General features: G+C 70.1%; 1 protein-coding gene. It reads right to left on the bottom strand.

Annotated features, from left to right (window positions below):
- Positions 1 to 3 precede the first annotated feature (3 nt).
- Positions 4 to 13,527: an SDR family NAD(P)-dependent oxidoreductase gene (locus LZC94_29615; protein WXB11999.1), complete on the bottom strand. Its 13,524-nt coding sequence runs from the start codon at positions 13,525 to 13,527 to the stop codon at positions 4 to 6.
- Positions 13,528 to 14,079: the final 552 nt, after the last annotated feature.

The raw sequence follows: 14,079 nt of genomic DNA, 5'->3' as shown, positions 1-14,079 counted from the left end.
GAATTACTCCGCCGTGTCTTCGAGTTTGTAGGCATCGATGGCCGTCTCCAGCGCGAGCCTCACCAGCTCGTCGCTATCCATCGACGATATGGCTTCCACGTCGTTCTCTCGCGGGCCTTTGGCGGCGTCCTCCTGCGGTTGGGCGAGGCGCAAGAGGACATCGAGTAGCCCGTTGCTCCGGAGTCGCTCGATAGGAATCGAGGTGAGGATATGTCGAATCGTGTCTTCGTCGCGATTGGCCCTTTGATCGGGGTTGCGCGATCCGTTCGTCTGCAATTTCAGCTTTTCGGTGAGAAGATATCGCGTGAGATCCGTGAGGGTCGGATAATCGAAGGCCAATGTCGTGGGCAGGGTCGCGTCCACCCTCCGGCCCAGCCGGTTTCGAAGCTCGACGGCCATGAGGGAGTCCAGCCCGAGCTCCTGCAAGGGACGATGAACATCGAGCCCGCCGGCCGACGCGAGCCCGAGGATGGACGCGATGTCCGTGCGAACGATGTCGAGCAAGGCGCGCTCCCGATCCGAGGGCGGCATCTCGAGCAACCGCTGATGAAGAGAAGACGCCGCCCCATCGTTGGCGGCCGTGGGGCGCGGCGCGTTCACCCGGACGAGCCCTCGAAGTACGGCCGGCAAAGCGTCCCCTTGGTTCGCGAGCCCGATCGCATCGAAGCGCGCCGGGACGAGCGCCGCCTCGGGTCGCGCGAGCGCCGCGTCGAACAGCGCCAGCCCTTCGCGCGAGGGCAGGGGCAGGAAACCGGCGCGGGCCATTCGGCGGAGGTCGGCGTCCCCGAGGTGGGCGGTCATGCCGGACTTCTGCGCCCAGAGACCCCAGTCGAGGGAGAGCGCGGGGAGGCCGCGCGCCCTGCGATGGTGGGCGAGGGCGTCGAGGAAGGCATTGGCGGCCGCGTAGTTGGCCTGGCCGGGGCTCCCCACGACGCCGGAGACAGACGAGAAAAGCACGAACGCGGCGAGATCGGGCGCGCGGGCTTGGGTGAGCTCGTGGAGGTGGAGCGCCGCATCGACCTTGGCGCGCAAGACGGCGCGGAGCCGTTCCGGCGTAAGGGACGAGACGACGCCGTCGTCGAGGACCCCGGCCGTATGAACGACGGCGGTCAGCGGGTGCTCGGTCGGAACGGCCGCCAGCAGCGCTTCGAGGGCGGAGCGATCGGCGGCATCGCACGCCGCAATGGTCACGTGCGCGCCGGAGGCTTCGAGCTCGCGCTGGAGCGCATCGGCGCCGGGCGCCGCGGGACCTTGCCTGGAGGCGAGCACGAGGCGTCGAACCCCGTGGACGTGGACGAGATGGCGCGCCACCAGGGCACCGAGCGTTCCGGTGCCGCCGGTGACGAGGACGGAGCCATGCGGCGCGAGGGCGCGCGGGAGCGAAAGAACGAGCTTGCCGACGTGCCGCGCTTGGGCGAGGGCGCGGAAGGCGAGGGGCGCCTCGCGGATATCCCAAGGCGTGATGGGCGGAGGGTGGAGCACCCCTTGCTCGAAGAGCACGAGCAGCTCGGCGAGCATCTGCTGAATGCGGTCATGTCCGGCGTCGATGAGATCGAAGGCGCGGTAGGCGACACCGGGGTGCTGCTGGGCCACGGTGTTGGGATCGCGAATATCGGTTTTGCCCATTTCGAGGAAGCGCCCGCCGCGGGGGAGGAGGCGAAGGGAGGCGTCGACGAACTCGCGGGCCAGGGAGTCGAGGACGGCGTCGAAGCCCTGGTTGTGGGTGGAGGCGAGGAACTGGGGCTCGAAGTCGAGGGAGCGAGAGGAGGCGATGTGGTCGTCGTCGATGCCGAGCGCGCGAAGGGTTGGCCACTTGGGAGGGCTGGCGGTGGCAAAGATCTCGGCGCCGAGGTGACGGGCGAGCTGCACGGCGGCGATGCCGACGCCCCCCGCGGCGGCATGGATGAGAAGGCGCTGGCGCGGCTGGAGATGGGCGAGGTCGACGAGCGCAAAGTAGGCGGTGAGGAAAACGGTGGGAACGGAGGCCGCCTGGAGGAAGGACCAAGCGGAGGGCATGGGCGCCACCAGGCGCTGGTCGGCGATGGCGATGGGCCCAAAGGCGGCCGGGAACAGACCAAAGACACGGTCGCCGGGCGCAAAGGAGGAAACGCCGGGTCCAACCTCGAGGACGATGCCGGCGCCTTCCGCGCCGAGGGGCCCCGGATCGCCGGGGTACATGCCGAGCGCATCGAGGACATCGCGAAAGTTGAGCCCCGCGGCCCGAACGGCGATGCGCAGCTGGCCTTGGGCAAGGGGCGCGAGCGCATCGGGGTATGGGACCAAGGTGAGTCGGTCGAGCGACCCTTTGGCGGGGGTATCGAGGTGCCACGAGGGCGCCGCGGGCGGGAGGAGCGCGTCGCGCGAGCGAAGGTGCGCGAGCCTGGGGACGAGCCATCGCCCCTCGCGCAGCGCCCGTTGAGGGCCGAGCCCATCGGAGGAATCGCCGGAGTCGACGATGGGGCGAAGGGCGAGCCGCGAGGCGTCGGCATGGTCGGTGTCGACCAAAAGAATGCGGAGGTGCGGGTTCTCGGACTGCGCGGAGCGAAGGAGTCCCCAGAGCGGGGCATGGACGAGATCCGAGACGCCCTCGTTGGGTTGCGCGGCAACGGCGCGCTGCGTGAGGAGCACCAGGGAGCACGACGCCAGGCGCGGATCGGCCATCCACGTTTGCAGCAACGAGAGCGCACGAAGCGTGGCCTCGTGGACCTCCGCGAGCCCCGCGGCACCTTGGTTCGCTGGCGCACCGAAGGGAGCGACGACGACGTCCGGCAACGGCGCGCCTTGCTCGAGGGCACGGCAGAGCGCCGCCAGATCGGGGTAGCGCTGCGGCGTGGCGGGGAGCTCGGACGTCAGACCCTGCGGATCGAGCCCCAGCAGCGACCAGCGACGCGAGGAAGCCGCCGGCGCCGGCGCGGGGAGCTCCGTCCAATCGACGCGCAGGAGATCGTCGTGGCGCGCGGCCAGCGCACCGCGAAGCTGCTCGGGCGAGGCGGGACGGGTGGAGAGCCCTTGCACCGTCGCCAGCGGCTCACCGGCTGCATCGGCGATGAAGAGCGAGACCGTGTTCGCCCCCGGACCGCGTCCAAAGCGGACCCGCAGCGACGAAGCCCCGACCGCGCGCACGGCGACGTCGCTCCAGGCGAATGGCAGCTGAATCGCATTTGCATCGGGGTTGTCATCGAGCGCCAGCGCGTGCAGCGCCGCGTCGAGCAGCGCCGGGTGCAGCGTAAATCGAGACGCCTCTTCGGGCTCGGGGAGCCGCACCTCGGCAAAGAGCTCGCCCTCGCGCCGCCACGCCGCACGCAGACCTCGAAAGTGGGGCCCATAGGCGAGCCCCGCGCGGGCGAGCCGCGCGTAAAGCCCATCGAGCGAGAGCGGGACGGCGCCTTCGGGCGGCCAAACGCGCAGCTCGAAGCGCGCAGGCTCGTCGCTCTCCGGGAGCCGCCCGAGGGTGGCGGTGGCGTGTCGGGTCCATGGTGCGCCGGGCGGAGCCTCGCTCGGGCGCCCGTGGAGCGTGAGGGCGCGGCGTCCGGATTCATCGGGGGCCGCGAGCGTGAGCTGGATCAGGACGGCGCCGTGGGCGGGCAAGGCCAGGGGCGCCTCCAAGGTGAGCTCCTCGATCCGGTCGAGGCCCACGCGATGGGCGGCCACCAGCGCGAGCTCGACGAAGGCGGCGGCGGGTACGATGACCGTCTCGAACACCTGGTGGTCGCCCAGCCAGGGATGCTCGGAGAGGGCGATGCGCGCGGTGAAGAGGAACCCATCGGAGTCGGCCAGGGGCACGGCGGCGCCGAGGAGCGGGTGGTCGGCGGAGTCCAGCCCCGCGGAGGTCACATCGGCGCTCCGCGCGTCGGCGGCATCGAGCCAAAAGCGTTCGCGCTGGAAGGCATACGTGGGGAGCTCCACGCGACGCGCTCGCAGAGGCTCGAAGAAGGCCCCCGCATCGAGTCGGTGCCCGCGCGCACGCAAGCCGCCCAGCGCGGCCGCGAACGGCTCGAGATCCGGCTGGCCCTTGCGGAGGGCCGGCAGAAAGGCGGCGTGCGTCGGATCGTCTTCCGACAAGGCATCGTGCGCCAGCGCGGCGAGCACCCCATGGGGCCCCAGCTCGAGAAACGTGGAGGCGCCCTCCGCCCGAAGCGCGCGCACCCCATCGAGAAAGCGCACGGCGCGTCGAACGTGCTGGACCCAGTACTCGGGGGAACGAAGCTCGCTTTCGGACGCGACCTTACCGGAGAGGTTGGAGACGATGGGAATGCGCGGCGCACGAAACGTGAGCCCCTGCGCGACCCGACGAAAGTCGTCGAGCATGCCGTCCATGTGATGCGAATGAAACGCATGACTGACACGCAACCGGGATGTTTTGCGCCCCAGCGCCTCCATGTGCCGCGCCACACCGAGCACGGCATCTTCATCGCCGGAGACGACGGTGGAAAGAGGCGCATTGAGCGCGGCGATGCCCGCGCGCCCCTGGCAAGCCTCGAGCAAAGGAAGCACCTCGCCCTCGGAGGCCTGCACGGTGACCATGATCCCGCCGCCGGGGAGATCCTGCATGAGACGCGCCCGAGCGCCCACGAGGGCACACGCATCCTCGAGCGAGAGCACGCCGGCCACGTGCGCGGCCGAGAGCTCCCCAATGGAGTGCCCGAGCAGAAGATCCGGCTCGAGGCCCCACGATGCGAGGAGCCGGAAGAGCGCGATCTCCAGGGCGAACAGCGCCGACTGCGTAAACACCGTTTGGTCGAGGTGCACAGCGAGCTCGGAGCCCTCATCGGCCAGGATGACGTTGCGCAGCGCGCTCCGGCCCTCACCGTCGAGGTTGCGGTCCACCCGCGCGCACACCGCGTCGAGGGCGTCCCGAAACACCGGGAAGACATCGTAAAGGCCGCGCCCCATGGCGGGCCGCTGGCTTCCCTGGCCCGTGAAGAGCACGGCGAGCTTTCCGTCCGTGCGCCGATCCGCCCGGCTGTTGGAGGGCGTATGTCCCTGGGCGAAGGCCTCGAGCGAGGCGCGGAGCTCCTCGCGATCACGGGCGACGAAGGTGGCGCCATGGTCGAAGCTCGGTCGGGTGGTCGCGAGCGAAAAGGCGACGTCGAGGAGCTCGAGCTGCGGGTGATCGGCGAGGTGCTGGCGCAGGTTCTCGGCTTGGGCGCGCAGCGCGGGCTCGGACTTGGCGGAGAGGAGCACCGGCAAGACCGGGGGCGGGCGCGTGGACGATTCGGTCACGGGGCCGCTTTCGCCTTCGGCCGCTGTTCCGGGAGGTTCGGCCGCTGCTGCGGCAGGTTCGGTCGGTGCTTCCTCCAGGATGGCGTGAGCATTGGTTCCGGAGATGCCGAACGAAGAAATACCAGCGCGCCGGGGGTGGCCATTGGGGAGCCAAAGTACGGGCTCGTTCAAAAGCTGGACGGACCCGGGCGACCAATCGATGTGGGGCGAAGGATTCTGAGCGTGCAAGGTCCTGGGCAGCACCCCGTGCTGCATGGCGAGGACCATCTTGATGACGCTGGCGACGCCCGCCGCAGCCTGGGTATGACCAAGGTTGGACTTGAGGCTGCCGAGCCAAAGAGGCTGCTCCTTGGAGTGCGCGGAACCATAGGTGGCCAAGAGGGCCTGCGCCTCGATGGGATCGCCGAGGGAGGTGCCGGTGCCATGGGCCTCGACGGCGTCGATGTCGTGAGGTGAAAGGCGCGCAGCATCGAGAGCCTGACGAATGACGCGCTCTTGCGCGGGGCCATTGGGTGCGGTGAGGCCTTGGCTTTTGCCGTCTTGGTTGACGGCGGAGCCGCGCAGCACGGCCAAAATGGGGTGCCCGAGACGCTTGGCATCGGAGAGGCGCTCCAAGAGGAGCATGCCGGCGCCCTCGGCCCAGCCGACGCCATTGGCGTCGGCGGAGAAGGACTTGCAGCGGCCATCGGGTGCGAGCCCGCGCTGCCTGCTGAAGGCGACGAAGGTCGCCGGTGTGGCCATGACGGTGACGCCACCGGCGAGCGCAAGAGAGCACTCACCTTGCCGGAGCGCCTGAGAGGCGAGGTGGAGGGCGACGAGGGAGGAGCTGCAGGCGGTATCGACGGTGAGGGTGGGACCGTGGAAGCCAAAGGTGTAGGCGATGCGTCCGGAGGCAACGCTGGGAGCGCTGCCAATGCCGACATAGCCCTCGAGATCGACGGGGGCCTGGCGAAGGCCGTAATCGCTGTACATGACGCCGACGAAGACACCGGTCTGCGAGCCGTGCAGGGAGGCGGGATCGATCCCGGCGCGCTCGAACGTCTCCCACGACGTTTCGAGCAGGAGCCGCTGTTGCGGATCGATGGCGAGGGACTCGCGCGGGCTGATGCCAAAGAAGGCGGGCTCGAAGCGATCGGCGTCGTAGAGGAACCCGCCGTGGCGTGCGTAGCTCTTGCCTGGGGCATCGGGATCGGGGTCGAAGAGGGAGTCGAGCTTCCAGCCGCGGTTGTCGGGGAAGCTCGCGATCGCGTCGCGTCCGTCGCGCACGAGCTGCCAGAGATCGTCGGGGTTGCGGACCCCGCCCGGAAAGCGACAAGCCATGGCGACGATGGCGATGGGATCCTCGGAGCTCGAGGTCGCCGAAGCCTCCGCGCCCGTCGCAGCCGCGGCCGATGCCGCAAACGACGAGGACGCGGGCTGCTCCGATCCCGCACCGGGCCATTGCGCGGAGAGAAAGCGCGCAAGGGCGGCCGGCGTCGGGTGGTCGAAGAGGAGGGTCGCATGGAGTCGCAAGCCCGAGGTGGCGGCGAGTCGGTTTCGGAGCTCGACGGCCATGAGGGAGTCCAGCCCGAGCTCCTGCAAGGGGCGCTGAGGCTCGAGGGTGCCGGGCGATGCGAGCCCGAAGACCGCGGCGATGTCCGCGCGAATGACGTCGAGCAAAGCGCGCTCACGCTCCGACGGCGACAGCGCCTGCAGCCGCGTCTGGAGCGACGAGACGGCCGCGGCATGCGGCGCATGCCCCGCGGTGGCTCGCGGCGCGCGGGCACGGACGAGCCCCCGCAGCACGGCGGGCAAAGCATCGCCTTGATTCGCCAGCGCGCGCACATCGAACCGCGCCGGGACGAGCGCGGGCTCGGGTCGCGCGAGCGCCGCGTCGAACAGCGCCAGCCCTTCGTCGGCCGAGAGCGGCAGAAAGCCGCTGCGCGCGAGCCGCTGAAGCTCCGGCTCCCCGAGGTGGGCGGTCATGCCGGACTTCTGCGCCCAGAGACCCCAGTCGAGGGAGAGCGCGGGGAGGCCGCGCGCCCTGCGATGGTGGGCGAGGGCGTCGAGGAAGGCATTGGCGGCCGCGTAGTTGGCCTGGCCGGGGCTCCCCACGACGCCGGCGACGGACGAGAAGAGCACGAACGCCGAAAGGTCGAGCGACTCCGTCAGCTCGTGGAGGTGGAGCGCCGCATCGACCTTGGCGCGCAAGACGGCGCGGAGCCGTTCCGGCGTAAGGGACGAGACGACGCCATCGTCGAGGACCCCGGCCGTATGAACGACGGCGGTGAGCGGGTGCTCGGGTGGAATGGCCGCCACCAGCGCTTCGAGGGCGGGGCGATCGGCGGCATCGCACGCCGCAATGGTCACGTGCGCGCCGGAGGCTTCGAGCTCGCGCTGGAGCGCATCGGCGCCGGGCGCCGCGGGACCTTGCCTGGAGGCGAGCACGAGGTGTCGAACCCCGTGAACGTGGACGAGATGGCGCGCCACCAGGGCACCGAGCGCTCCGGTGCCGCCGGTGACGAGCACGGTGCCATGCGGCGCGAAGGCCGAGGGGGCTGCCGGAGGGAAAATCGCATCGCCCGAGCGAAGGTGCGCGAGCCTCGGTACGAAGAATCGCCCCTCGCGGAGCGCCAGCTGAGATCCCAGCGAGTCCGGCGCGCCAAGGCCATCGAGGATGGAACGGAGGGCCGGCCGCGACGCATCCGCGCGATCGACGTCGACGAGGACCACCGAACGATGCGGATTTTCGGACTGAGCCGAGCGGAAGAGCCCCCAAAGCGCAGCATGAACGAGATTGGAGACGCCCTCATTGGGCTGAACGGCCACGGCCTCCTGGGTCAGGAGCACCAGCGCGCACGAAGCAAATCGCGAATCTCCCATCCACGCCTGCAGCAACGAAAGCGCACCAAGCGTCGCCTCGTGGACCTCCGCCGTCACCCCGGCACCTTGGCCCGCCGCATACGTGTCGTTCGCCCCGCCTGCCCGCGCCTCGGACCCCGCCGTCGCCCCGAAGGAAACGACGACGACATCCGGCAGCGGCGCACCCTGCTCGACCTTACGGCAAAGCGCAGAAAGATCGGGATAGCGCAGATCCGCCTCCCGAAGCCCCGACATTGGACCCACCCCATCACGCCCGACCAACACCCACCGCCGCGCCCCCGAAGGCGCCGGCGCGCCCACCTCGGTCCAATCGACGCGCAAAAGATCGTCCCGCCGCCCGGCAAGCGCCCGCCGAATTTGCTCGGCCGAGACCGGCCGCAAGGTCAACGCCCGCACCGTCGCCACCGGCTCGCCCCCCGCATCGGCGACGGCCATCGAGACCTCACCGGCACCCCCACCCGGTGCAACGCGAACGCGCACCGACGAAGCCCCCACCGCCCGCACCGCCACATCGCTCCACGCGAACGGCAGCCGGATATCGCTTGTATCCTGCATGCTATCGATCGCCAGCACATGCAACGCGGCATCGAGCAGGGCAGGGTGCAAACCAAAACGATCGGCGTCCTTGCCGGCGTCTCCCGCGAGCCCCACCTCGGCGAACAACGCATCCCCGCGCCTCCAAGCGGCGCGCAGGCCCTGGAACGCCGCCCCATACGCGAGCCCCACCTCGGCCAAGCGCGGATAGAGCCCATCGAGCCCAACCGGCACCGCACCCCGCGGTGGCCAATCGCGCAGCTCCGCAAGCGCATCTCCGCCTTCGGCACCGGCACGCCCCACCACCCCCGTGGCGTGCCGCGTCCACGGGGCATCGTGCGCCCCATCGCTCGGGCGCGCATGCAGCGAAAGCGCCCGGCGCCCCGCTTCGTCCGGCGGCTCCAGCGCCAACTGCACCGACACGGCACCGCCATCCGGCAAGGCGAGCGGCGCCTCCAATGTGAGCTCCTCCACCCGATCGAGCCCGATCCGCTGCGCCGCCGCCAGCGCGAGCTCGACGAACGCCGTGCCGGGCAAAATCACCGCACCGAAGACCCGATGCCCCGCCAGCCAAGGATGCTCGGCCACCCCGATGCGCGCCGTAAAAAGCACCCGCTCCGAATCGGCCAGCGCCACCGCCGCGCCCAGCAGCGGATGCTCGGCGGAGTCGAGCCCCGCCGAGGTCACGCCGGCGCGAAGCGAGCGCGATGCATCGACCCAGAAATGCTCACGCTGAAACGCATAGGTGGGGAGCTCCACCCGACGAGGCTGCAGCGGCCCAAAAAAGGCGCCCCAGTCGATCCGATGCCCGCGCGCGTGCAATCCCCCGAGCGCCGCCAGCGTTGCCTCGACCTCGGGCTGACCCTTTCGCAGCGCAGGAAAAAACGCGAGCCCCTGCGCCTCCTCGGAGAGAACCTCCTGCCCCAACCCGGAGAGCACCCCATGCGGCCCCAGCTCGAGAAAGGTGGAAACACCCTCCGCCCGAAGCGCGCGCACCCCATCGAGAAAACGCACGGCATGGCGAACGTGCTGGACCCAGTACTCGGGGGAGCCAAGCTCGCCCTCGGAAGCGACCTTACCGGAGAGGTTGGAGACGATGGGAATGCGCGGCGCATGAAACGTGAGCCCCTGCGCGACCCGACGAAAGTCGTCGAGCATGCCGTCCATGTGATGCGAATGAAACGCATGACTGACACGCAACCGGGATGTCTTGCGTCCGAGCGCCTCGATGTGCCGCGCCACACCGAGCACCGCATCTTCATCCCCGGAGATCACGGTGGAAAATGGAGCGTTGAGCGCCGCGATGCCCGCGCGCCCCTGGTAAGCCTCGAGCAAGGGGAGCACCTCGCCCTCGGAGGCCTGCACGGTGACCATGACCCCGCCCCCCGGGAGCGCCTGCATCAGCGCCGCCCGCGCGCCCACCAGGGTGCACGCGTCCTCGAGCGAGAGCACGCCGGCCACGTGCGCCGCGGCCAGCTCGCCAATGGAGTGCCCCAGCAAAAGATCCGGCTCCAGCCCCCACGCCTCGAGCAAACGGAAGAGCGCCACCTCCAGCGCAAACAGCGCCTTCTGCGCATACGACGTTCGATCGAGCCGCCCCGCCGCCTCCGAATCCGCCGCCGCGAACATCACCCCGCGAACATCGGGCCCATCGAGAACGCCGCGATCGCGCGCCTCGAACCGCGCGCACACCGCATCGAGCGCATCGCGAAAAACCGGAAACGCCTCGTAGAGCGCCCGCCCCATGGCCGCCCTCTGGCTCCCTTGCCCGGTGAACAGCACGCCCAGCTTGCGCCCGCCGCGCGATCCCGCGGCGCACGCATCGAGCACCGATCCGGCGACGGCTCGACCCTCCGCGATGCCCTCGAGCGCCACCACCAGCTCCTCGCGGCTCTTCGCCACGATCGCCGCCCGATGCTCGAAGTGCGCCCTCGTGGTGGCCAGCGAATACGCGATATCCGACAACGCCGCGTCGTCCTTGGCCGCCACATGCTCCCGAAGCCGCCCCGCTTGCGCCCGCAGCGCCGCCTCCGACTTGCCCGACAGGACCACCGGCAACGCCGCCGGCCGCCGATGGGCAGGCTCCGCATCGGGCCCTTGCCCGAGCACGAACAGCGCGCCCAGCGACTCGAGCATCGCGCTGCGATCGTCCTCGTCCTCGTGCAGCGAGCCGAGAATCGTCGCCGCGCGCCCCGCGCCCTCCAAGGTCGAGCCGATATCGCGCCGCACCAGCGGATGCGGCCCCACCTCGATGAACGTCTCGAACCCGAGCTCCCCCAGGCGCGCGATGGCTTGCGCAAACCGCACCGGCTCCACGAAGTTCTCGACCCAATGCGCCGGCCCGCACGCCTCGTGATCCAGCCACGACGCCGTGCGCGTCGACATGAACGGAACCGCTCCCCGCCGCGGCGCAATCCCCGCGATGGACGTCGAAAACTCGTCCTGCAGCCCCCGCACGCACGGCGAGTGCGGCGCCACGTCCATATCGACCCGCCGATGGAACACATTGCGCCGCTCGAGGTGCGCCAAGAACGCATCCACCGCCTCGGGAGCGCCCGCCACCACCGTCGAGCGGCTGCCGCTGTGGATCGCAGGAAAGACGCGATCCGCGAAGGAGTCGAGCGCCTCGCACGTCGCGTCCCACGGCAACCCCACCAGCGCCATGGCGCCTTTTCCGCGCGTGAGCGCCGTCAGCCGCCCCTCGTGGCACGCGACCAACATGGCGTCCTCGAGCCCCAGCGCGCCCGCCGCTTGCGCCGCCGCGATCTCGCCAAAGCTGTAGCCCACCACGGCGCCCGGCCGAATGCCCCACGCCTGCCACACCGCGGCCAGCCCGATCTCGAGCGCCACGATGCACGGAAGCATCACCCCGACGTCCTCGCAACGCGCCGCGGCGGGCGGCGCACGCAGCTCCTCGATCAACGACCACCCGAGGTGCGCCCGCACCACGGCGTCGCAGCGCTCCAGGGCCGCGCGAAACGCCGGCTCCGTATCGAGGAGCTCTCTGCCCATCCCCGGCCGCTGCTTCCCCAGCCCCGAAAACACGAGCACGGGCCCCAAATCGCGCCGCGCGCCCGCATCGGTCGCCGACGAAACCCCCGGCCTGCGCTCCCCCCGCAAAAACGCCTCGAGCCGCTCCAAAAGCTCCGCGCGCGAGCGCGCCACCACCGCGAGCCGGTTCGTTCCGCGCGCTCCGCCCAGCCGCACCAAGTCCGCCGCACCGGCCGGGCCCGCGCGATCCACGGCGGCGGCCGCCCCCTCCACCTCGCGGCGCAGGGCCTCCGCGCTCCCCGCCGAAAAGGCAAAGAGCTCCGCGCGCTCCGAGCGCGCCTCCTGCACGACCACGTGCGCATTGGTCCCGCCGAAGCCAAACGAGCTCACGCCCGCCGTCAACGTACGCGCGGCTCCCGGCCACGATCCCGTCACCGTCTGCACCTCGAGCCGCAGATCCTCGAACGCGATGTTCGGATTTGGCTCCGCGAAATGAAGGCTCGCCGGCAGCGACCGATGGTGCACCGCGAGCGCGACCTTGATCAGGCCCGCGATGCCCGCCGCGCCCTCCAAGTGCCCGATGTTGGTCTTCACCGACCCCACGCGCAAGGTCTCGCCCGCCGCGCGCTCCTCGCACAGAACCGAGGCCAAGGCGCGCGCCTCGATGGGATCGCCCAATGGCGTGCCGGTCCCGTGTGCCTCCACGTACTGCGCCTCGCGCGGTGAAACCCCCGCGCGCGCGTACGCCTCGCGCAGCACCGCTTCTTGCGCCAGCCGGTTCGGCGCCGTCAGGCCATTGCTCGCCCCGTCGTTGTTTACGGCGCTCCCGCGGACGACACAATAAATGCGGTCCCCGTCCGCCTGCGCGCGCGATAGCCGCTTCAGAACCACCACGCCCGCGCCCTCGCCCCGCACATAGCCGTCGGCCCGCGCGTCGAAGGTGAAGCAGGTGGCGCGCGGGGAGAGCGCGCCGAACTTCATCACTTCGACCGTGCTCTCGGGCAGCAAATTCAAGTTCACCGCGCCCGCCAGAGCGAGCGTGGATTCCCCGCGCCGGAGCGACTCGCACGCCAGATGAACGGCCAAGAGACCCGACGAGCACGCGGAGTCCACCGACAAGCTCGGCCCGTGGAGCCCGAGGACGTACGAGACGCGATTGGCCAGAATGCTGCGATGCAGCCCCGTCGACGTGTGCGCGTCGCGCCCGTCTTTGCCCGCGCGCCGCAGCAAGGTCTCGTAGTCGGCCCAGATGGCCCCCGTGAAGATCCCCGCGGACGTGCCCTTGAGCCCCAAGGGCGAAATGCCGGCGTCCTCCAGCGCCTCCCACGACACCTCGAGCATCAGCCGCTGCTGCGGATCCATGAGCGCCGCCTCGCGCGGCGAAACGCCGAAGAAGCGCGCGTCGAACCCCGCGATGTCGTCGATGAACCCACCGCGCTGCAGCGCGGCCACGTCGGTCCCCAAATCCATGTCGGCGAACCTCTCGGTCCAGCGGCCGTCCGGCACCTCGCCGATGGCGTCCACCTCGTCCCTCAGAAGCCGCCAGAATGCGTCGAGGGTCGGAGCGCCCGGCATGCGGCACCCCATCCCCACGATGGCGATCGGCTCCGATCCATCGACCGCATCGACGCGGGCCAGCGTCTCCTTCGGGTCGCGCGTCGTGCGCGCGACAGGCTCGCCCGCGAAGTACGACGCCAGCGCGTCGAGGGTGGGGTACTCCCAAAAGAGAACGGGTGTGCAAGGGCGATCGGGGCTCCCCAGTCGGGGGCCGAGCGCCGCGGCCAGCTTCGTTGCGCCGAGGGAGTCGAGTCCGTAGCGATGAAATGCGGTGTGGAGGTCGAAATCGTTCGCGGGGTAGTCGAGGTGATTTCCGATCGTCTCGCGCAGGATCCGGACGATGGCCGCGCGCGCGCTCATGTCGCCCCCGATGCGGACGCGCGGGACAGGCAGGATTTCGGCTCTCCTGCTCGGGTTAAAAATACAACTTCGAGTCCATCCTTGTTCATTTCGAATCCCCCGAGCGCGTAGTTGCGTGATCCAGCGAATCGACGAAGATGCGTATACGAACGAATTTCGATCGACGAGCGATGCTGCGGAACTTCACTCGAAACGAGACGGCGCGCCGCGGAGTCTACGCGAAGTTCGCGACGTCCGAGGAGCTGTTCTCCGTCACGGAATCGTCATGTGCCTCGCAGCGCAGGCGAGCGGCGTCTCGGCGACATCGCGCTCGACCTGATGCATCGACCTCTCGGGCCGAGCATGGCTACGCGCGCCGAACGAGCGACCGGACGCGATCCACGGCCGCCACCACGGATATTGTAAATTGTCGCGGCTTGCACGCGCGCGCTCGAAATTGTCGCGGATTTATGATTGGGGCGAACGAATTTCGATATTGAAAGCGCTGCCCCGGGCTCGAAACATCGGGAGCCGCCGGGGCATGCGCCGCAAGGTCGAAGGGCTTAAGGCGTG

The organism is Sorangiineae bacterium MSr11954 (genome assembly GCA_037157815.1).
Lineage (GTDB): Bacteria > Myxococcota_A > Polyangia > Polyangiales > Polyangiaceae > Pendulispora > Pendulispora albinea.
This window is presented reverse-complemented; position numbering and strand designations above follow the sequence as displayed.

Excerpts from the sequence above, each read along its gene's own strand:
- LZC94_29615 (WXB11999.1), bottom strand. The coding sequence starts at position 13,527 with ATGAGCGCGCGCGCGGCCATCGTCCGGATCCTGCGCGAGACGATCGGA.